Below are 19,329 nucleotides of genomic sequence, written 5' to 3'. Positions count from 1 at the left end.
GGTCATTTTCGATTTCTGGTACATTCGAGTGCATATTTTTTTAAGTCTTGAGCGATCTCTTTATACTCTGGACTGCGGCTTACCCAAGCGGTTGTGCCGGCTCCTTTTGGGATGTAGATCTCTTCATAGTTGTCAGGGGTCTGAATCCGGCCATACCCGTAGATGTCATCCTTTTCGCCTGTTAGTCTGCAGTGCGTATTGCACGCCAAGACAACGGGGACTTTCCCAAGCAGTAGCTGAACAAGATCTCCTCTAATATAGCTGCCGCTATCTACAAAAGCCGCATCGATATGATTAGAGCGCATCAGGTTGAGAATAAAGGCATTCAGCTCGACTAAATAGAAGTCGTCGATGGGCGCATAATTTTTATGAGTAGCGGCTTGATAAGAGTTCGCCTTGTAGACGCTCTCCGAGCCCTGATGCTTGTAGGGCGCCCAGCTGGTATCTCCGATATAACCGGTAAAAAAGGCGAGAGGAATCCAGTTAGAGTAGCCCTTGTAGTGTTCCAGAAAGTTTTTCATTCCTTCTGGGCCGTAGCCGTTAGTGATGAATTCAACTGAGATCACCTTATTGCAAGAGTCTAGAAAACTCTTCGTCGCAAAACCGACCCCGAATTCAAGGAAGGTTCTCACCTTCAATTTTTTAAAGAGCCTCTGAAAGTGGTGCGTGTAGTCGATGTACTCTGCTCTATCCCCAATCTTAGCAAGCCAGGCGGGATCGATTTCAGTTGGCTCTCCAGCAGATAGCGCGCTGCTTCCAATGAGAAGAGAGAAAAGAGAAAATTTTCTAAAGACCTTTAGCATATTTTTTTAGAGAGAGTATGAGGTTTTTGAATGGCTCTTTCTTAACGATCCAAGCGGTAGTTCCACTGCCGTGAGGGAAGTAGATCTCTTCATAATCTTCAGGCACTCTAATGCGCGAGTATCCATAGACATCTTCTGTATTTCCTGCAGCGCGACATGAGGTGTCGTGTGCGAAGATCACGGGGACTTTCCCAAACAGAAGTTGAACGAGATCTCCACGGATGATAATCCCTTCATTGATGAAGGCGACATCTATCGGATTTGTCTGTGTTAATTTTAGAATAAAAAGATTGAGCTCCGTCTGGTAAAAACTATCAAAAACCGCGTAGCTCTGGTGTGTGGCCGACTGGTAGGAGGTCGCTTTATAAACACCCTCAGTCCCTCTGTGCTTGTAGGGAGCCCAACCCATGTCTCCCTGGTAGCCCGTGAAGAAGATGACCGGCATCCAGTTCTCGTAGTTTTCATAGAGCTTAAGAAAGTTTTTAATCCGCTCAGGACCATAGCCGTAGGTGATAAACTCCACTGTAATAACGTCGTCGCAAGAGTCGAGGAAGTACTTCGAAGCGTAGCTTACTCCAAACTCCAAGAAGGTGCGGACATCTAGCTCTTTGAAGAGCTTTTTAAAATGAAGGACGTGATCTGTAGATCCCGAATCATCACCCATCTTCACAAGACGGTCATAGGTGATCTCGTCTGCTGTTTTAATCTCTGCTGGAGCTGCAAAAACTCCTCCACAAACCAGCAAAAATACAGAAACTAGTTTTCTCACAATATTTACCTATTTTTTATCTAAGTAGAAGGGGCCACCATTATCCGAAAGCGCTTTTGGTAGGTTGGAGACGACATCGTCCCAAACTGCATAGAGATTAATTCCACGTGGAAGGATGTAGTCCATGTCGTAGGGAAGAAAGATCTGATGGGCATGGAAGAACTGAAGCAGTTTTTTCATTCCGCTTCTGCGGACGATCATCGAGTGGGCCCCATAGCGTGCGCCGATCTTGTAGAAGTCGGAGCTTACGCTCGCTTTTAGCGCATAGTTATTGCTCTGCGAGAAGAGGGCGTAGTCTGGGCGTCTTGCGGCCCACCAGGTCGTGGCATAGTTCCCATTCGCGTCGCGCAGATCTCGGTCTGTAAAGAGCACATCCCAGTTCTCTTTTCCCACCTGCGCATCAAGCCTATCGATTAGATCGGAGAGAATCCGCGGGTCGCGTCTCACTTCAATGTCATCTTCCATCACCCAGATCGTCTCATATCCCGAATCGTATGCGTCCTGAAGAATCGAGATGTGACTTAAAGCGATTCCAATTGTTCCCCTTGCCATGCAGTGGCAAAAGTAGGTCTGGCCATATTTGCAAAGGTTATCGTGGACGGGCATGTAGTCGCCAATCGGAAGGTAGCTCGTAGCCATGAAGTTTCCCTCCATTTCTGGAGAGAACTTAAGGCCCACATCGTTAATCGTATCAAGGCTCAGCTCCCACCCGTTCACAGCAGAAAAACGGTAGGGGACAATTCCGAATGGAACTAGCTGGTTCAGCGACATCCTCCACTTTTCTGGCCTCTGATCCATGTTGATCATGTAGATGAAGTCGATATTGCGCATCTCATGGACTCCCTCCTCTTTGCCCAGAGGTTTCTTCAGATGCTCCTGTAGATCCGCACAAACAAGTGAGGATGTAAGCATCAAGGCGACCAAGAAGGAGGAGTGAGATCTTTTCATACGGCTCTATTTAATAAATTTTGTGGAAGGCACATACTCGCGATTTTTCTGATCTTGTCTATGTCCACCATTCGGCCCATTTCCATAGGTAGGCTTCCGGTAGAGCTTCTCCACGTCGTTGACGTTCTTGAAGAAGAGGTTCTTCTCTTCTAAAATATCGTCGCGGACGAAGAATAGGTTAACCCCTGCGCTCTCTGCATAAACCAGGGAGTAGCCTTTAGATCTTCCCAAATTGTAAAGAGCGAGAATACTAGCGCCAAAGTAGTTGTCCCCACCTCCTGTAAAAAAGGGGCGGTATTTGACGATCTTGTCCTGATCTGGCAGGTGGTAGCCGTTATACTCGATTACGACAACAGCAGGTCTGTAATGCTCATCTAAGGCGTTCCAGATATAGAAGTCGTTATAGTCGATATCGATGGAGATCAGATCTAGATCGAAGGGAACCCCATACTTTCGCATCAGATCATTGATGTTCTCGGCAGTGATGAACTCCTTTCTCTGCTTATATTCGGGGATTTCAAAGGTTCTATCTATTAAAAGACAGTCCCAGCCCTGTCTTCTGAGAAGGTAGGTGTTGCTCCCTGTAATTCCATCATAGGCCCCGAGCTCTACGCAGAAGCGCGAGTTTGGCTTGATGAGTTGAAATAGCTTAGCGAGAACCCCATCTTCGCCATTTTGGCTAAAAAAGGATCTCTCATAGAGGCTGAGATCGATCTCTTCAGCGCTTGCTGAAAGAGTAGTGGTAACAAACAGAAGAGAGAGGAGAAATTTTTTCATGTGTAGACCTATCTTTTCCTAAATAGAATACAGTTGCCATTATCGATCAGCTTGACTGCGTCGCACTCTTCCATCAGAAGATCAATCGCAGGCTGCACCTCTGTCCAGAGAGTGTCGTTAATCCAGATATACCCACCAGAGCGCACTTTAGGCAGGTAGAGCTGAACATCTCTTGTAAAGCCAGCTTCGCTGTGGTTGCCATCTAGATACAGAATGTCGATCTTGTTAAGAATGGGAGCAGCTCTTTCAGAGGTAGAGCGGATAGTGATGCACTGCTCTTCCAGTCCGAACATCTTCACCATTCCGAGATATGAGGCGTAGATGCGATCGAAGTTCACCTTGCTCCACCAGTTTACGTGAGCTGCTGCCGCTTCGGGATCCATATTTTTGATCGTCTCACCTTTATCCCAGGGATCGATTGCTACTACGACGCCTTTTCCTAAAAACTGGAGCGCAGAGGCTACAGGAAATATAGATGAGCCGCCAAACACTCCGACTTCAACACAGATCTCAGGCTTAACTTCAAGGACGAGGTCGATAAAGCTTATCGCCTTTTCTACAGTGCACCAGCCGTGTAAAGAGGGGAGGGTGCTGCAGACCTGCTGTTTAACCTCTTCTTCTGTTCGCTCTGCATGAAGAGCCGAAGATGCGCAGAAGAAAATTAATGCTAATGATGCGAGTTTTGATCTTTTCATGGTTTCACCCAAATTCCCCATACGCACGAGTCGCTAAATTCTGCAAATTTTATGCAGTGCTCATCTAGCCACTCAACTGCGCGTGCTGTTGTGTATTTATTGTTTTCGTACCAGGTCATATCGTCGAAGATAATCCAGCCTCCGCTGTTGACATAAGGCACCCACTTAAGCACATCAAAATAGGAGGTCTCATCGGAGTGGTTGCCATCGATATGCAAGATATCGATGTTTTCGATAGGTGGAGCTTCCATAGAAGAGTTTCTGATTAAAACAACTTGCTCTTGCAGCCCAAACTGTTCAACTTTTTGGATGAGACCTTGCATGATCGCCTCATGGTCGACAGAGGCCCAGAAGTGCTTGTTCTCTTCATTTTGCACCCACTGTGTCGATTCGAAGTTACTCCAAGGATCGATTCCATAGATCTTGCCCTCGCGAAGAACTTTCAAGGCGTATGCCATTGGGATTACCGACTTTCCTCCATAGACACCAATCTCAACGATCACTTTTGGCTTTGTCTTAAGAACCATGTCAACAAGGATGGTCCCCTTCTGAGGAGAGCACCAGCCTGCCATCTGGTTCATTAAACTCAGTGCATGCAGCTTGATCTCTGCATTAGAATCGCGGTTGTTGACTTTGGCAACATATTCGAAGTGCGAAGCGGGCTGTCCATTTTCTGGCAGTGCCTGATCCATGTTTATCTCCTGTTTCTGTAATTTGGAACGCCATTGTCTGAGAGCGCTCTCGGTTCTGTAGATACGAGGTCACTATTCACACAATACAATCGAATGCCTGGTGGCAGAGTATAGTCCATATCGAAAGGAAGGTAGACGTGGTAGTTTTTAAAAAAGCGCAGCAGCTTTCTCATTCCTGATCTTCGGACGATCATCGAATAGGCTCCATAACGTGCCCCTACTTTTGTAAAATCTTCGCTAACAGTTTGTCTCTGACCAAATTTATTTGGGTTAGGAGGAACGCAGTTTGGTCTCCAAGCATATGAGGTGCAGATCACATACTCGCCTTCAGTGTTCTTGGTATCTCGGTCGGTAAAGAGAATATCCCATCCATCTTTGCCCACAACGTTATCCAGTTTTTCAATAAGATCAGAGATGAGGTGGGGATTTTGGATCACTTCGATATCATCTTCCATCACCCAGATCGTCTCATAGTCTGAGTCGTAGGCATCTTGAAGAATGGAAAGATGGCTGAGCACAATGCCAATTGCTCCTGGGGATAAGAAGTGGCCAAAATAGGTCCTGCCCGGAGTACTGACCATTTCATATTGCGGCTCTCTATTGTTCTCAAGAAGGTAACAAGTTCCCATTTGTCCACTTGACATCCAGGGCTCATACTTGACTCCCACATCATTGATCGCTTCGAGTGAAAGCTCCCAGCCGTTAACAGCAGAAAAGCGGTAGGGGTCGATTCCATAAGGAGTGAGCTGCTTTAGACAGCTCGCCAGCTTTTCCGGACGCTCATCGAGATTAATCATGTAGATAAAATCGATATTTCTTATCTGGTGCGAGCCAGACTTATCCGAAATCGGTTTGAAATAGTCTTCAATCTCGCCACAGAAGGCGCTGCAATTCAATGCGGTAAGCAGTAGAAGAGCGCGAATCATTGTTTATGGCTTTTTGTAATTTGGGGCCCCATTGTCAGAAAGAGCTCGAGGTTGTGTAGAGATCACATCATCGATCACAGTAAACAGACGGATTCCTTCCGGCTGGGTATACTCCATGTCGAAGGGTAGGAAGATGTGGTAGTTTTTAAAGAAGCGCAGGATCTTCTTCATCCCTGACCTGCGCACGATCATCGTGTAGGCTCCATAGCGCGAGCCGATGCGCCTGAAGTCTGGGCTCATATCTTTTCGATCTGCAAATCGATAGGGGTTTACAGGAGCAAAGTTTGGCCTCCAGGCGTATGAGCTGCAAGGGACGTAAGCTCCTTGGCTGTTTTTAGTGTCTTGGTCTGTAAAGAGAATATCCCACCCATCTTTGCCGACGAGAGCATCGAGCTTTTCAATTAAATCAGAGAGCACATGAGGATTCTGAATTACCTCGATGTCATCCTCCATCACCCAGATCGTCTCATATCCCGAGTCGTAAGCATCTTGCAGGATCGAAAGGTGGCTGAGTGCGATGCCGATGGCTCCTTTCGACATGCAGTGGGAAAAGTAGGTCTTTCCAACCTCTTCAACGATAAAGTGCTGTGGAGTCCCGTCGCCGCCAATGGGGTAGCAGGTGCCCCACTTTCCGCTTGTCATCCACGGCTCATATTTAATGCCCAGTTCATCGATCTGCTCTAAAGTGAGCTCCCAACCATTAACAGCAGAGAAGCGATAGGGGAGGATGCCATAAGGCTCAAGCTGCTCGACACAGGAGGCGAACTTTTCAGGTCTCTGGTCCAAATTGATCGTGTAGATGAAGTCGATATTTTTCATCTTGTGAACATCGGACTTATTGAGCGCTGGCTTGAAGTGGTCTTCGATATCGGCGTGCAAGCTGCTGAAACATAGCGCAAAAATAGGAAGCAGAGCTCTCATGTTATCTCCCCTTAAAAAACAGAGTGGCCATGCTAGATTAAAATGGAAAATTACTGAAAGAAAAAATTTAGTAGTAGGCCGAAAGACCTCTGTTATCTCTGTGTGAAAACTCTTCGTTTTACTCCCACTTCCAAGTGGAGTTGAAGCCCATGCGTTTCAGCATTTCGGGAATGAAGCGATGGATCACGCGCTCTTGATCTTCAATCTCATAGTTCCCTTGAAGAAGCTCTCTCGTTCTACTATCAGAGAGCATGCGATTGTCGATATACAGCTTGTTTCTTGCAGCCGTAAATTGAAGGTATCCCATGTAGCGATTCGCATAGTGGTTGATGCGTACGTCGCTTCCATTTAGCGCGATGGCTTCCTTCTCATCGATGAAGTTGCACTTGTAAGGAGCCCAGGAAAAGCTAGTAACAAGCGCTGGCTTGAAGATCGTCTTCTCAACGCTCTTTTGAATATTCATCTCTGGCTTGCCGATCATCTCCACTGTTTCGATAACCAGATTTCTCTTGGGAACGATGTCGATTCTCGATGCATCGAAGAAGTCACTTCGGAGAGTTACGCCTGGGTATTCGCTGTATTGCTCGAGAAGATCTGTAAGCTTCATCGATTGGATGGGAACGAGAAACTCGCTGATATCTAAGATTGCAAGCCATTCGGTCTCATTCTTCGCTGTGCAATGGATCGCATTCTCGTAGACGGGAATCTGTGTTGAAAGCGCCCACTTGTAGGCGTTTTCTTCATCGACTTCTCCTAAAAAATCTGGCCAGTATACCAGAGTTACAATCCCTTTTTTGATATAGGATTTAAGGATGTTAGGAGAGCGGTCTACTGTGTTGTTGCTATATAGGTAGAAGTGGTCTACACCGACAAGGAGGTGGTACTCAAGCCACTCTTTTAGATAGCGCGCCTCATTCTTAAAAATCGCACAGACAGAGAGATTATACTTTTTCGCATCGGCTGCTGCTTCATCAGCGGCCTCTTCGGCATACATCGATACAGAAAGGAGAAGTGATCCGAAAAGTGCGATTGAGAACTTTTTAAACATGTCTCTCACTGGCGAGTTTTTCAATTCTGAATTTTATTCATTCGTTAGAGTATCAAGCAATAAAATTTTTAGTAAGAGCTTTGTTCTTCTTAATTAATTTCCCTGGTCCGTGTATAAGAGGTCTACTTTGTGCGGAGTTAGCGCATGCGTTGGATGCTTCTCTTTCTGTTCTTGTTAGGGAGTTTGTCGGCAAAAGAGTCGAAGAAAGCCCCCATCTTTGTAAGTTTAGGAGCTGATTGCGAAGTCGCCAATCTGCTGAGGGAGAATCAGCTCTATCCAAAGAGCTATCCCTTCGACTGCATACGCATGTTAAACAACCAGTGTCTCATTCGAGTGCTTGATGAGGATTTCTTTCAATTTCTCGATGAGGAGTGCTGCTTTCAACACCCATTTCACAACTCGATCTTTGCCAACTCTCGCTTTGAGATCGAATTCGAAATGGATAGACCGTTTGATAGTGAGTGGCAAGATTTCGGAAGCTTTAGGCACCAGATAGAACATCTCGACTGCCATTTTAAGAAGAGAATCTCTCGCTTTAGAAAGCTCGCACACTCTTCTCGAAGAGTCTTTTTCATCCGCGCTGCCTTTGATTCTGACGGTGGCGTAGCGCCACTCTGGGGAAGCGAAAGTCATGTAAGAATCAACGATGAACAGGCCTGGTCTTTAAGAGAAGCCCTCGACCGCTTCTTTCCCAATTTGAGATTTACCCTCGTTGTGATCAACTTTACTGAAGAGAGCGCTCCTAAGATCAGAATATTAAATGGAATCATCGAGTGCAAGATCCGCAGATTTCATAAGCGCGAGGATTTTAAGCGCCTATGTAATATTCTTCTTAATCTGCGTAAATCTCACAGATCCGATCTGGCGTTCTGATGAAACTTTATCTCTTGGGGTTCACTCTTCTTATTGGCGCTCTTAATGCTGAGAGCCCGCCGCTTTTTGTCAGCTTAGGATCTCACTGCGAAGTCGCTGTGAAGTTAAGAGAAAACGGTTTGAGATTGAAGGCCTACCCGTTTGATTGGATAACAACTTTTGATGCGAAGGGATTCATACAGCTGCTCGATGAGGATTTTCAACATTTCGTATCTGAAGAGCAGATCATCCAACATCCATATCGGCCCGACTATTTAGAAAACACTTGCTATCAGGTTGAGTTCAGGCACGAGTGGCCATTTCTCGATCACGAGAGTAGCATTCTAAGATTTGTCCAGCAGCTAAGCTACATCCAGAACAAGTATGAGAGGCGAATTGATAGATTCAGGCAGCTTGCAAGCTACCCGGGAAAGGTCTTTTTCATCCGAACCGCTTTTGATTTTGAGAATGACCCTCACTCCTACTGGGCTCAAGAGAGGCATGCGCGCATTACAAAAGAAGAGGCTGAGGCTCTCAAAGAGGCGCTACAGCGCTACTTTCCCTCTCTAGATTTTACCCTCGTGATCATAAATTATACCGAGGAGTATGCGCGCGATATTACGGGAGTAGACAGAGTTATCGAATGCAAAATACGCAAGTCCGACAAGCATGGTGACTACCGCAGGCTCTTCGAAGCCCTAAATCTCTTCGCCCAACCCATGGATAATTGACTCTAGATTTTTTTTTGTGGAGAAAGGGAGATTTACACAGAGATCACAGAGACACAGAGAGGGATGAGAAGAAAAAATGCCGCAAAGCGGCAGAGCATCCATTTTTTTCTGCATCGCAGAAAAGATGATCCTCTCTTCTTTCTCTGTGTCTCATCTTTCTCTGTGTAAAATCTCTTTTTCTTTCTAAAAGAAGAAGCGGCGAGGGCGATTGATGTAGGTGAAGGCGACTCCAGCGATCACTGCGAGAATGCCAATGATCAGCATGACCGTATCTGGTGCGTCGTGTGCTACTGGTTTCATCTGAGGGGTGCCGCCGAAGAAGGTGATGAGCGGGTTCCACATCGGGTTCTTCGTGAAGAAGTTTGTGATCTCCTCACCAGTTCCCTTGACAGCATTGAATCTGTGCATCCCGCGTATAGCAAGGGCGATGAGGGCGATGCCTATGGCGAAGAGGAGGCCGCCCAGAAGGCTTTTTAAGTTTAGATAGGCTTTCATGCGAGTGGTTTTCTCAAAATGTACATTTTTGAATCTTTATCAAAGCCTTCACGGACGAATTCGACCTTATACCCCAGCTTTTCATAGAAGGGGTGCGCTTCCCAGTCCATCGTGCTAACCGAGGCGAAGGTGCAGCCTCTCTTCTTGCCGAGCTTTTCAGCCTCGTGGAGAAGCTGCGTGCCCCATTCTCTCTTTCTGTGGTCAGGGGAGACCCAGAGGGAGTCGATCTCGAGGCATCCGTAGAGGGTGTGACCAGTAACGCCAGCTAAGACCTTGCCCTCAGAGTCCTTAATCAGAAAAGCGAAGGGGACGATCTTGGCCATCTCCTTTGCTTCCATCGACTCTAGGTTGATCCCTTCGAGGATGGCATTCTGCTCATCTGTAGATGCGCACTCTTTAAAGCGAAGCTCGTAGGTCTCTTTCTTTGCCATAAAATGCCCTCTAAACATAATAATTAATTAAGTTTGTTATTAATTACAATAATTATTTTTTAGTTTACAAATTAAACTATAATTATAATAATGAAAATATAGATACTAACGCTTATTAAGGAGCGAAAAAATGATCATGGAAATAATAGTGGGGGCGATCGCTCTTACCTTTGCTCTCCTGGTAGTTTTTCTGATCCTTACTTTGCAAGACACGCGCAAGACGCTGAAAAAGACCGACCGAATTCTCACCGACCTACACAAGACACTAGAGGCGATCTCTGAACCCTCAGCAGAGCTGATTCACAACGTGAACAAGCTCACTCTCGACATCAAGAAGAAGTCGGAGGGTCTAGATGTCGTTTTCCGCCCGCTCTATGCGATGAAGAAAGAGGCCGCAGAAGGCAAGAATAGTTATGAAAAAATCTCTGAAATCGTCGGATGCATTGCAGATGGCATCAGACTGTTTAGCAGGGTCAAAGATGAGATAAAAGACTATGTCAAATCAAGATAAAGATTCGAAACTCTTCGTCGGCCTTCTGGTTGGGGGAGTGATTGGGATTGGCGCACTCTCCATCTTCTTGGCAACAAGACGCAGCGGAGGCTCATCTCTAAACACAGTAGGCGAGGCGATCGCCCGCGTAGGGGAGATCCTGGATAGCCATGGCATCAATGAACCCGACTCGCTCAAGTCTGTTGAGAAGAAGATCCACAGACACGAGAGCAGCGTCTCAGAGGTTCTGGAATGGGTAGCTACAGGCCTGCATCTCTGGAAAAAATTCAATAACTAAGGTTCAACTAGGGTTTTTATGTTTAAATCAAGACAGCACTCTTACGCCGATTTCATCGAAGGCATGCTCATCGGGGGCTCCCTCGCAGCATTCACTACCTTCATGTTTGGCACAGAAAAGGGAAAGAAGCTCCAGAAAGAGCTCGTCCAGAAGTATAAGAAACTGGGACACAAAGTAGAGCGCTACCGAGGCAGCCTCGAGCGCGCTGTGAAAAGTCCCGCAGCTCGTAAATTAAAGCGCGCTGTCAAGAAGGCGATTGAGAGCAGACCAGCTCGAAAAATCGCCCGTAAAACTGCACGCAGAACAGCAAGACGCACAAGACGCGCAAGCCGATAATTAGTATGAGCGGAAAGGATAGGAGGCGGGCAGTGTCAGGAAAGATCCTCTGCCAGTATCGGGATGAGTCCATTTAACCTGTACTTCATCGTGTATCCTTTCTAGCTCACTATCATCTGCTGTTTGTACTGCTCTTGCAAAGTACATAGAGAAGGCGTTGTAAAGCACCCTCCAGTCGCGCTGTCCGGTCCCTTCTTCATAGAAGGGCTTTGCATGCGCATGGGGGATCTCATATCCCAGCCCGCCACGAGGTTCTCGCCCTGCGCTCCAGCAGTCCGCCCTTGCACTTCCCTCTCCTCCTGTCCAGAAGGCTCCTCGAACCAAGTGGTAGGCAAGCGGCAGCGTGTAGAATGTTGTGTAACAGTAGGAGTCTAGTCGCGATAGAGCATAGGCTTTCGTTCGTTCATCTCCTGAGTTCTTTAGCCTTTTTGTGAATTCGGCAAGGTCCTCAACAGTAGAGTTGCTGATCGCATACGCTACTTTCATGAGCGCATCAGCCGCCTGTAAAACCTCCTCCTGGTTCCAAGCCTCTTCTGGAGTGTACTTGCTAAGCGCAGCAAAAAATGCGGGTTTTTGTACCTCTTGATACATGCGGAACATTCGTGAGATCTCTGGGTTTGTAGGTCCATGAGGCACGCTTGAGCCGAAGTCATAAGGGCGTATATCTGGACGCTTTCCCAACTCTTGCTTCGCAAAGACGACCGCATTATATGTAACATCCCCTAACTTGGATCGCTGAGGTATGGAAGTTGAGACCAGCTCTTGCATTCTCTGGGCCATCTGATCTTGCGCTCGTATGCTAGGTTGATCTGCGCGCGGGAAGATGCAATCGATAACGTGGTAGACCGCGAGGGGCACTCCAAATGTCAAGATGTGGAAGACAACAACCGCAATTTTTACCAGCAGCTCCTGATCCTCGCAGAGCGGGGAGACAAAGAGGTGCTCCATGATCGTATGGTTGCTAATGCACTCCGGACAGCTTAGAACTTTAGACATCTCTTCTCTCCTGTTTTTTTATACTGTAAGCATCTGGATCGAGCTCGAATGAGTTTACACCCGTGTCAGGCTCCGACCAGTTTTGGCTATAATGACTTAAGAACTCTACTCCCTGGCCATCTGAAGTGCGCAAGGCTATGGCTACTTCCAAGCTGTAGCTGTTGTAGAGCATTCTCCATCGATTTTGCATTGTGCCTGGCTGATAGAAAGGTTTTGCATGGGCATAAGGGATGTTTTCGCTAGGCTTTAACCTCCCTTTCGTGATCACCCAGATGGTTCGAGCGTGACGGTAGGCGAATAGAAGCTGTTGGGATGTCAGGTTTAGGTAAGAGTCCTTCTCTGTCAAGGTCCTTGTGCTACTCCAATAGATTCCCTGTGTTTCCAGTTTTTCTAAGAATGCAGGAATATCCTGAATGGTGAGATGGGCAAGCGCATATGCCACTTTGATGTAAGCGTCAGCGGCTTCCAAAACCTCTTGCTGGCTCCAAGCGGTTTCGGGGGTATATTTGATAAGTGCGGTATGAAATGCAAGGCTGTGTACATCATTGCACATGGCGTACATTCGAGAGATCTCTGTATTGACCGGCGTGTGTGTTTTATTAAATTGAAAGGGAGCTATGTCGGGAAGTCTTTCCAGTTCTGCTCTTGCAAAAGCGATAGCGCTTTCGCAGATCTCTCCGCACTCTCTCTCCTCTTGAATAGAACAGAGAGCAGCCTCTTTCAATCTCTCGGTTAGCCGGGTCTTCTCATCTGAACGCGGCGCAGGAGAGGCGGGAAAGATGCAATCGATCACATGGTAGACTGCAAGTGGCACTCCAAACGTCAAGATGTGGAAGACAACAACCGCAATTTTCACCAGCAACTCTTGATCCTCGCAGAGAGGGGAGACAAAGAGGTGCTCCATGATCGTATGGTTGCTAATGCACTCGGGACAGCTCAGAACTTTAGACATCTCTTATCCGAATTTTCAAGTTAGGTTGGCGTCGTGTCAGGTGAAGAGAGAACGATTTCACGTTTGTATCGGGGCTAGACCAGTTTATGTGTCGCCTATCGTATAAGTTCTCAACTTCATTGGTTGTACCCACTCTTAACGCCTCAGCAATCTCCATGCAGTAGCTGTTGTAAAGTAGTCTCCAACCATGCTGTGTGGTGCCCGGTTGAAAGAAGAGCCCTACATGTTGTTGCGGAATTTGCTGGAGCTGACCATAGGCAAGCTCTCCTCTCTCATTGAGCCCGATTGCTCCACGAGCCCAACGGTAGGCGAAAAGTAGTCGATAGAGAGTGCGATACTGGTACGAGTCTTGTTCTGATAGCGCATTCCCCCTACTTCTTCTTTCAACTGTGTAACGTTGATCTTCTGGACGACGCTCGTTTTTCGCAGTCTCATCCACATACAACTTTTCAATAAAAGCGGGAAGATCTTGGAGCGTAAGATGGCCAATTGCATAGGTCGTTTTGATACAAGCATCCGCGGCTCTTAAAACGCCCTCTTGGCTCCATGCGGTTTCAGGAGAGTGTTTGGCAAGTTCAGCCTTGAATGCTGGTAGGTGTACTTCATAGAAAAGGGTCCACAGTTGAGAGATCTCAGCATTAACTGGCTGCCGCAGATGTCCCCAGAAGCTTGCAAATACCACTGGTTTAAGCGTCGGATATTTTGAGAGCTCTGTTCTGGCGAAGGTAAGCGCTTCCTGACGGATACGCTCTCTCTCACGGTTCTGCTCAACAGAAAGCAGCACAGTTTCTTTTAATCTCAGAGCTAGTTGGGCCTGCTCATCTAATTGAGGTGCGGGAGCGGCCGGACAGATGCAATCGGTGATATGGTAGACGGCAAGTGGGATCCCAAGAGTCAAGATATGGAAGACGACAATGGCAATTTTTTCCAGTAGATCTAGATCGTCGCAAAACGGGGTGACGAACAGGTGGTCCATGATCGCGTGGTCATTAGAACAGCTCAGAACTTTAGACATCTTTCCTCCAGAATTTCCAACGATTATACCACAGAAAGTCGTGCGCATGCACCACTAAAAATTTTTGTTGAAGTTGAGTGTGAAAAGGTTAAGTTATTACTTTAGAAGGGGTCTGTACTGGGAGCAATCCAGAATGACCTGGTGCTGGTGTCTGGCTCAGACCTGTGGATGACATAAAGTTTTTTCTTTATTTTTTAGGAGAGGCGCTGCTTCCTGCGAGGATGCCGCCATCGACGGTTATCTCTGCGCCTGTGATGTAGCTAGACTCGTCTGATGCGAGAAAGAGGGCAGCGTAGGCCACCTCTTCGGGCGCTCCTAGTCTTCTCATCGGGATATCCTGTGCGATGCGCGCAAGCTGTTTTTCGCGATCCTCTTCTTTGTTCAGCATCTCTTCCCACATCGGGGTTAAAATAGCGGCTGGATGCAGAGAGTTGCAGCGAATAGGATACTGCTTCTGACAGCAGTAGAGCGCGACGCTCTTGGTGTGATTTCTGACACTGGCCTTGCTGGCTGCATAGGCAGCGGCTCCAGGTATGCCGACCACGCCTGAACGCGAGGAGAGGTTTACAATTGCTCCTCCCTTGGTTTTCATCGCCTGAATCGCGTATTTGCAGCCGAGAAAGGTTCCTTCGGAGTTGATCGCCTCTACCTTTCGCCAGCTCTCAAGAGAGGCCATTTCTGGGTCTTGTGGGCCGAACCCCTCCTGAAAGCCGGTGATACCAGCGTTGTTGATCAGGATATCGAGCCTTCCCTTCTGCTTTAGGATCTGGCCGGTGATCTGTTTCCACTCTTTTTCCGACTGAACATCGAGGTGGACGTAGCAAGCTCCCGGGCCTATCTCTTTTGCTAAGGCTTCACCCTGAGCATCTTGAATATCAGAGATAAAGACGAAGGCTCCTTCGCGGGCAAAGAGCTCTGCGCACGCTTTTCCGATCCCTTGGGCGGCTCCGGTAATGAGAGCCACTTTTCCTTGAATTCGACCTGCCATACAGATCCTCATAACAGTAAAAAATAAATTTAAAAAGACTTATCTTAAGTTATTTAATATCAATAAGATGCGTTTTTAAAACATTTATTGATATTAATTAATATTTTAGTTATAATAGTTATAAATTTTTTAAATAAGAAGGTAATTATGACTTCCTCCGGTTTACGTGTTGTTGCAAAAGAAGCATTAAAAGCAGAGGTTCATCAGCTTGGACGAGTTCAACGCGGTTACATGCGGATAAAAGGCGTGCTAAGAAGCTGCTTTAATATCCTCACCTCCTTAGGGGAGGTTGTTATTATCGGCAGCGAAACCCCAGTCAGAGCAACAGCCGGGAAGGCCTTTCGCAGCGCCCTAACAGCTATTGTAAGAGATATTCAAGTAGATGGGTATAATGACTTTGGTAGAATTCAGAGGTCTGGATCAAGAACTACGATTAGTTCAGGTGGCGGGCTTGTGAATTTCCCTCTCATCCGCACTCTCCAATCCGACGCTCGTTATGGAATGGGACTTAAAGGCGGTGTGGTTCTGCTTGGGCCCGATGTAAGCGGAGTCCTTACCTCTCCAAAATCCTTCTCTTTTTCTGAAGATCTACAGATCTCTTGTGCTGCGCCTCTCTTCTTCGATTCTGAAGTCGTGCAAAGAATGGCGCTCCGCTTAGAAGACCCGCGCGAGAGAAGATCTATCCATGCACTTGTAAGCAGACACGAGTATGGCCGCTTTCACGGTGTACAGGCACTTGCCTTCATAAAGATGAATGGCAATCTCATCATTCAAATTGCAGAGCTCGCAACCTTCTATTTGGCAAAAGCAGCAGGCGATAGCGCTGCCAAGAATTATGAGATCGATCCTGCAACTTGGACCTTCGCGATTCTCACTGGCTTATGTGCCAAAGGAGTTTCAGAACTAGTAGGCGCGATTCTTACACGTGCGCTCTGCTACCGCGCCGACCGCATGGCAGTGGGTGTGACGAGGGATCCGAGATCGGCTGTCGAGTCACTCAAGATCTTAAAGGCGATTCCACAAGAGAGAAACTGGGCTGAAAGAGCTATTCTTCCTCTGGAAATTTTATTTACCAGTAACTCCAAGAAACTCATGCTTCTCCCTTCCATGGAGAGCCGCATCAAAAATCTAGATCCTCAAGGGGAGTATTCCGAGTGGGAGATCCCGAGCCTCGCATCATTAGAACTCGCAATTAGCGATGAAGAGCAGCTGAAGGTTCTCGTTGCGATGAGGCAGGATCTCAATCAGGAGCTTGCTATTGCTCTAGCTCTTAAACAGAATGGAAGCCTTCTATTAAAACTCGGCCGCAGCGAAGCAAAGCGCCTCTTAAAAGCGCTTCTGCTCGGCTACTTTGTCAGATCCCACTTTGGATTGAAAGCGGTGGCTATCGCTTCTATGGCAACGATCCTTACAAACCTCTATCCAGGACTCTTAGAAGAGACTAGCGTGGTCATTCCTCCAGCTGCACAGCGCGCTCTTAATCTCTCTCCTTCTATCAGAAGTTGGGGAGAAGAGCTCGATGTCAGCAGAATTGCAAAAGAGATGGGCATCAAAAAACAGATTCAAGTGCGCAGTCGCTCTCAAGGTGGCTGTGGTTCACAGCAGACTTGTGAGGCAGAGAGTGCATATGCTGCCAGAGGAACTTCTATGGGTCCTGGGCGAGCGCTAGTCTTCTCTTCTTCCACCCCAATGCCTGCTTTTTATAAAAGGTTTATTCTACGACATGAACTTGCGCATATTAAGCATGGCGACACTCTGATGGTCGACCTGGCATATCTCGTCACCACGCTTGCTGCAAATACGCTTCTCGACGCCTGCGGCTGCGCTCCAACTGGAGTCTTCGAGGCTGCACAGCAGGGCATGCTGATCCGTTTCGCTGCACAAGGATCGCAAACTTTAGCGCTAACTAGAATTGAAGCGCGCGCAGATAGATTCGCTCTTCTCTCCACTCCGCAAGAAGAGAGAGCTCAGCTACGTGTAGAGGGAGAGAGCTCGATTAAAGAGCTCCAAAAAATGCTGCTTCAAGTGCGAAATGATCCGTCAGCTCCGCTTCTGATGCGTCTATTTCGTAAGATTCAGATCTCGCGAGAAGGCGACCTCCGTTTTAATTTCACACACCCTTCGTTTTCAGAAAGACGAAAGATGTTCGCTGCACTGTAGATCTCATTTGATTAAAGAACTCCTTCCTAAAAAAAGGAGATTCTCTTCGGCTTAAGGATAAAAGAGAATATGAATCCCGCCTAGACTCGGCCCTGAAGAGCCGAGATTGCGGCGAGGGGCCGTTCAACAAAGAGAGGTCCTCGGAGAGGCGCTCGGAAAAAGAAATGGACACAAACGGACGAAGAACGGACACGCGCCCAAGAAAGAAATTCTTTTCCCCACTCTCGCCCGCCTGTCCATTTCCTGTCCGTTCTTCGTCCGTTTGTGTCCATTGACGTCCATTTTTCTTTGCGGGCTTTCTCCTTTTCCGAGCGCCTTTCCAGCTAGATCTTGTTAAAATAAATTTTATCCTTTAGACTCTGGCGTTTCCAGATGTTTGGAGGATATATGATTAGATCTCTTTTTTTCTGTTTTGCGCTGTGCACAACTTATCTTATCCATGCGGAACCTATCAAGGTTCCTACGGAGCTGTATAAAGGCGAAAGCGATAAAGATAGCCCCGGATTGTACCCTCTGATTGGCCACCTCACATTTCGCAAGATGTGCGATCTGCGCATCGACCAGCATACCGAGTGGTTCGATCCAGAGATGGTGAGACAGGGAGATACGATCTACCTCAACCTCTGGTATCTAGGCTGGTTCGCAAACGAGGTGCACGACAAGATCAAGGTTCCCTATATTCTCGTCTGCGGAGATGTCGGCGCTTGGCAGCCCGATCCTGCAGTGAAGAAGCTCCTCTTTGATCCCAAGCTGGCAGCCTGGTTTTGCCGGAACATCATCTTTAGCAACCATCCAAAGGTCTTTCAACTCCCCACGGGACAGGATCTCGATCTCTTTATTGGGGAAAAGGCACGAGTTGAGCTGCTCAGAGCCATTTCTAGAAAAGCTATCTTCTCAAAAGACCATCTCCTCTACATGAGTCACTTCCCTCGGCCCTATGGCGATCGAGATAAGATCGTGAAGCTCTTTGAGGATAAACCCTACTGCTTCAGCAGAAACACAAAAACAGCCGACCGCGAAAGTTCAGACAATTACAACGGTTGGGGAGGGACAAGCAGACCCCAATTTTACGAAGATATCTCGGCTTCTAAATTCGTTCTTTCTCCTATTGGCTTGGAAATGGACAGTATCAGAACTTGGGAGGCTCTTGTTTTAGATGCGATCCCTATTGTCGAACACACCTTCTTGGATCCTATTTACGAGGGTCTGCCCGTTGTTAAAGTTCACAACTGGGAGGAGATCGATGAGCAGTTCTTAGCGCAAAAATATGAAGAGCTTCAAGGAATGAGCCTTGAGAAGGCGCACTTCGACTACTGGCGCGATCTCATTCAAGGCGTTCAGAAGAGAGTGAAAAATGGCGATCTCTCTTTCGCCAGGTTGGAAGCAACTCAGTTCAGCCCTCTTGATCAATACGATCTAAGAATGGTTCTAAATGAGTATGGAAAAGGAGAGCCACTTAGCCTGATCTACAAGGGGAGTTTAACGGGTGTGCGTCCATTGCAGCTCGCCTACTTCCTCGAATTTGTCTCTACGGTCTACGTCTATGATCAGTGGATGGACCAGGAGCAGTTTGTCTCATTATGGAACCATCTCAACGAGAAGCACCTCTGGATTAATAGAGGAAAGGTGACCATCTTTAAGGAAGATGAGTTTAACAAGATCTTTTCAATGGGAAAGCCCTACCCCATTTTTCTCGATCTGACCCACTTTAGAAGCAGCGTCTACATCGACTTTGCCACCTTCCGCCACAGCTTGCAAAAGGATCTAAAAGACATCTACGTCAGATCCTATCCTGGAAGCCTGATCTGCGGAAATATGGCAGGCGACGAGTATGTGAGCGAAGTGCTGGAGCGCTTCTCCAAAGACACAGGCGTCACCATCCAAAGAAAGGGCTCTATCTGGTTCTTTAACCGGTAGGAGCTTGTAGTTAAATTAAGAGGGTGTCTGCGACATCCTCTTAAGAGGATTTCTTTTCAAAACTATTCCGTTTTCGGGTTATCCTATTT

22 protein-coding genes are annotated in these 19,329 nt (G+C 47.2%); 7 read left to right on the top strand and 15 right to left on the bottom strand.

Annotation, left to right across the window (positions count from 1 at the left end; genetic code table 11):
* Positions 1 to 2: 2 nt before the first annotated feature.
* From HYX48_06475 to HYX48_06435, 9 genes are all read right to left on the bottom strand, one after another.
* On the bottom strand, positions 3 to 803 hold the full coding sequence (locus HYX48_06475) for a hypothetical protein (protein MBI2743544.1): 801 nt from the start codon (positions 801 to 803) through the stop codon (positions 3 to 5).
* Positions 787 to 1,572 carry a hypothetical protein gene (locus tag HYX48_06470; protein ID MBI2743543.1) on the bottom strand — a complete coding sequence of 262 codons (786 nt, stop codon included), beginning with the start codon at positions 1,570 to 1,572 and terminating at the stop codon, positions 787 to 789. Before HYX48_06470 ends, HYX48_06475 begins: the two co-directional genes overlap by 17 nt.
* Positions 1,573 to 1,581: 9 nt before the next feature.
* Positions 1,582 to 2,520, bottom strand: a complete 939-nt coding sequence (locus tag HYX48_06465; protein ID MBI2743542.1) for a glycosyltransferase family 25 protein — start codon at positions 2,518 to 2,520, stop codon at positions 1,582 to 1,584.
* Positions 2,521 to 2,526: 6 nt separating this feature from the next.
* On the bottom strand, positions 2,527 to 3,297 hold the full coding sequence (locus tag HYX48_06460; GenBank protein MBI2743541.1) for a hypothetical protein: 771 nt from the start codon (positions 3,295 to 3,297) through the stop codon (positions 2,527 to 2,529).
* An 8-nt stretch (positions 3,298 to 3,305) separates the two neighbouring features.
* Positions 3,306 to 3,992: a class I SAM-dependent methyltransferase gene (locus HYX48_06455; GenBank protein MBI2743540.1), complete on the bottom strand. Its 687-nt coding sequence runs from the start codon at positions 3,990 to 3,992 to the stop codon at positions 3,306 to 3,308.
* Positions 3,989 to 4,684, bottom strand: coding sequence for a class I SAM-dependent methyltransferase (locus HYX48_06450; GenBank protein MBI2743539.1), 696 nt, complete (start codon positions 4,682 to 4,684; stop codon positions 3,989 to 3,991). Before HYX48_06450 ends, HYX48_06455 begins: the two co-directional genes overlap by 4 nt.
* Before the next feature lie 2 nt (positions 4,685 to 4,686).
* The gene (locus tag HYX48_06445) at positions 4,687 to 5,610 is read right to left on the bottom strand and encodes a glycosyltransferase family 25 protein (GenBank protein MBI2743538.1); all 924 of its coding nucleotides are present in this window, start codon (positions 5,608 to 5,610) and stop codon (positions 4,687 to 4,689) included.
* 3 nt (positions 5,611 to 5,613) lie between these two features.
* On the bottom strand, positions 5,614 to 6,531 hold the full coding sequence (locus HYX48_06440) for a glycosyltransferase family 25 protein (GenBank protein ID MBI2743537.1): 918 nt from the start codon (positions 6,529 to 6,531) through the stop codon (positions 5,614 to 5,616).
* Positions 6,532 to 6,649: 118 nt separating this feature from the next.
* The gene (locus tag HYX48_06435; protein MBI2743536.1) at positions 6,650 to 7,579 is read right to left on the bottom strand and encodes a glycosyltransferase family 92 protein; all 930 of its coding nucleotides are present in this window, start codon (positions 7,577 to 7,579) and stop codon (positions 6,650 to 6,652) included.
* Positions 7,580 to 7,723: 144 nt separating this feature from the next.
* Between HYX48_06435 and HYX48_06430 the strand changes: the two genes are divergently transcribed.
* Positions 7,724 to 8,452 carry a hypothetical protein gene (locus HYX48_06430; GenBank protein MBI2743535.1) on the top strand — a complete coding sequence of 243 codons (729 nt, stop codon included), beginning with the start codon at positions 7,724 to 7,726 and terminating at the stop codon, positions 8,450 to 8,452.
* The gene (locus HYX48_06425) at positions 8,452 to 9,162 is read left to right on the top strand and encodes a hypothetical protein (protein MBI2743534.1); all 711 of its coding nucleotides are present in this window, start codon (positions 8,452 to 8,454) and stop codon (positions 9,160 to 9,162) included. Before HYX48_06430 ends, HYX48_06425 begins: the two co-directional genes overlap by 1 nt.
* 183 nt (positions 9,163 to 9,345) lie before the next feature.
* On the opposite strand, the gene HYX48_06420 is transcribed toward HYX48_06425, so the two are convergent.
* A complete protein-coding gene (locus tag HYX48_06420; GenBank protein ID MBI2743533.1) occupies positions 9,346 to 9,657 on the bottom strand; it encodes a hypothetical protein in 312 nt (103 codons plus the stop codon).
* Positions 9,654 to 10,088 carry a GNAT family N-acetyltransferase gene (locus HYX48_06415; GenBank protein ID MBI2743532.1) on the bottom strand — a complete coding sequence of 145 codons (435 nt, stop codon included), beginning with the start codon at positions 10,086 to 10,088 and terminating at the stop codon, positions 9,654 to 9,656. The genes HYX48_06420 and HYX48_06415 overlap by 4 nt, the downstream gene beginning before the upstream one ends.
* 130 nt (positions 10,089 to 10,218) lie before the next feature.
* Between HYX48_06415 and HYX48_06410 the strand changes: the two genes are divergently transcribed.
* From HYX48_06410 to HYX48_06400, 3 genes are read left to right on the top strand one after another with little or no spacing between them, the layout of a single operon-like run.
* Entirely contained in the window at positions 10,219 to 10,599 is a 381-nt protein-coding gene (locus HYX48_06410) for a DUF948 domain-containing protein (protein MBI2743531.1), read from the top strand.
* The gene (locus HYX48_06405; protein ID MBI2743530.1) at positions 10,583 to 10,876 is read left to right on the top strand and encodes a hypothetical protein; all 294 of its coding nucleotides are present in this window, start codon (positions 10,583 to 10,585) and stop codon (positions 10,874 to 10,876) included. The genes HYX48_06410 and HYX48_06405 overlap by 17 nt, the downstream gene beginning before the upstream one ends.
* Before the next feature lie 18 nt (positions 10,877 to 10,894).
* Positions 10,895 to 11,212 (top strand): hypothetical protein, encoded by a 318-nt coding sequence (locus HYX48_06400; GenBank protein MBI2743529.1) that lies wholly within the window; start codon positions 10,895 to 10,897, stop codon positions 11,210 to 11,212.
* On the opposite strand, the gene HYX48_06395 is transcribed toward HYX48_06400, so the two are convergent.
* From HYX48_06395 to HYX48_06380, 4 genes are all read right to left on the bottom strand, one after another.
* Complete coding sequence (locus HYX48_06395) at positions 11,213 to 12,208, bottom strand: hypothetical protein (protein MBI2743528.1); 996 nt, start codon at positions 12,206 to 12,208, stop codon at positions 11,213 to 11,215. It lies immediately after the preceding gene.
* Entirely contained in the window at positions 12,201 to 13,160 is a 960-nt protein-coding gene (locus tag HYX48_06390; protein ID MBI2743527.1) for a hypothetical protein, read from the bottom strand. Before HYX48_06390 ends, HYX48_06395 begins: the two co-directional genes overlap by 8 nt.
* Complete coding sequence (locus HYX48_06385) at positions 13,153 to 14,175, bottom strand: hypothetical protein (protein ID MBI2743526.1); 1,023 nt, start codon at positions 14,173 to 14,175, stop codon at positions 13,153 to 13,155. The genes HYX48_06390 and HYX48_06385 overlap by 8 nt, the downstream gene beginning before the upstream one ends.
* Positions 14,176 to 14,362: 187 nt before the next feature.
* Positions 14,363 to 15,163, bottom strand: coding sequence for a glucose 1-dehydrogenase (locus HYX48_06380; GenBank protein MBI2743525.1), 801 nt, complete (start codon positions 15,161 to 15,163; stop codon positions 14,363 to 14,365).
* A 147-nt stretch (positions 15,164 to 15,310) separates the two neighbouring features.
* On the opposite strand from HYX48_06380, the gene HYX48_06375 reads away from it, so the two are divergent.
* The gene (locus HYX48_06375) at positions 15,311 to 17,323 is read left to right on the top strand and encodes a hypothetical protein (GenBank protein ID MBI2743524.1); all 2,013 of its coding nucleotides are present in this window, start codon (positions 15,311 to 15,313) and stop codon (positions 17,321 to 17,323) included.
* Positions 17,324 to 17,710: 387 nt separating this feature from the next.
* On the top strand, positions 17,711 to 19,240 hold the full coding sequence (locus tag HYX48_06370; GenBank protein ID MBI2743523.1) for a hypothetical protein: 1,530 nt from the start codon (positions 17,711 to 17,713) through the stop codon (positions 19,238 to 19,240).
* The last annotated feature ends 89 nt before the right edge of the window (positions 19,241 to 19,329 follow it).

It is taken from the genome of Chlamydiales bacterium, from assembly GCA_016185065.1.
In the GTDB taxonomy this organism is placed as follows: Bacteria; Chlamydiota; Chlamydiia; order Chlamydiales; family Rhabdochlamydiaceae.
This window is presented reverse-complemented; position numbering and strand designations above follow the sequence as displayed.

Coding starts and splice junctions, on each gene's coding strand:
- HYX48_06475 (MBI2743544.1), bottom strand. CDS start 803: ATGCTAAAGGTCTTTAGAAAATTTTCTCTTTTCTCTCTTCTCATTGGA.
- HYX48_06465 (MBI2743542.1), bottom strand. CDS start 2,520: ATGAAAAGATCTCACTCCTCCTTCTTGGTCGCCTTGATGCTTACATCC.
- HYX48_06460 (MBI2743541.1), bottom strand. CDS start 3,297: ATGAAAAAATTTCTCCTCTCTCTTCTGTTTGTTACCACTACTCTTTCA.
- HYX48_06455 (MBI2743540.1), bottom strand. CDS start 3,992: ATGAAAAGATCAAAACTCGCATCATTAGCATTAATTTTCTTCTGCGCA.
- HYX48_06450 (MBI2743539.1), bottom strand. CDS start 4,684: ATGGATCAGGCACTGCCAGAAAATGGACAGCCCGCTTCGCACTTCGAA.
- HYX48_06445 (MBI2743538.1), bottom strand. CDS start 5,610: ATGATTCGCGCTCTTCTACTGCTTACCGCATTGAATTGCAGCGCCTTC.
- HYX48_06440 (MBI2743537.1), bottom strand. CDS start 6,531: ATGAGAGCTCTGCTTCCTATTTTTGCGCTATGTTTCAGCAGCTTGCAC.
- HYX48_06435 (MBI2743536.1), bottom strand. CDS start 7,579: ATGTTTAAAAAGTTCTCAATCGCACTTTTCGGATCACTTCTCCTTTCT.
- HYX48_06430 (MBI2743535.1), top strand. CDS start 7,724: ATGCGTTGGATGCTTCTCTTTCTGTTCTTGTTAGGGAGTTTGTCGGCA.
- HYX48_06425 (MBI2743534.1), top strand. CDS start 8,452: ATGAAACTTTATCTCTTGGGGTTCACTCTTCTTATTGGCGCTCTTAAT.
- HYX48_06420 (MBI2743533.1), bottom strand. CDS start 9,657: ATGAAAGCCTATCTAAACTTAAAAAGCCTTCTGGGCGGCCTCCTCTTC.
- HYX48_06415 (MBI2743532.1), bottom strand. CDS start 10,088: ATGGCAAAGAAAGAGACCTACGAGCTTCGCTTTAAAGAGTGCGCATCT.
- HYX48_06410 (MBI2743531.1), top strand. CDS start 10,219: ATGATCATGGAAATAATAGTGGGGGCGATCGCTCTTACCTTTGCTCTC.
- HYX48_06405 (MBI2743530.1), top strand. CDS start 10,583: ATGTCAAATCAAGATAAAGATTCGAAACTCTTCGTCGGCCTTCTGGTT.
- HYX48_06400 (MBI2743529.1), top strand. CDS start 10,895: ATGTTTAAATCAAGACAGCACTCTTACGCCGATTTCATCGAAGGCATG.
- HYX48_06395 (MBI2743528.1), bottom strand. CDS start 12,208: ATGTCTAAAGTTCTAAGCTGTCCGGAGTGCATTAGCAACCATACGATC.
- HYX48_06390 (MBI2743527.1), bottom strand. CDS start 13,160: ATGTCTAAAGTTCTGAGCTGTCCCGAGTGCATTAGCAACCATACGATC.
- HYX48_06385 (MBI2743526.1), bottom strand. CDS start 14,175: ATGTCTAAAGTTCTGAGCTGTTCTAATGACCACGCGATCATGGACCAC.
- HYX48_06380 (MBI2743525.1), bottom strand. CDS start 15,163: ATGGCAGGTCGAATTCAAGGAAAAGTGGCTCTCATTACCGGAGCCGCC.
- HYX48_06375 (MBI2743524.1), top strand. CDS start 15,311: ATGACTTCCTCCGGTTTACGTGTTGTTGCAAAAGAAGCATTAAAAGCA.
- HYX48_06370 (MBI2743523.1), top strand. CDS start 17,711: ATGATTAGATCTCTTTTTTTCTGTTTTGCGCTGTGCACAACTTATCTT.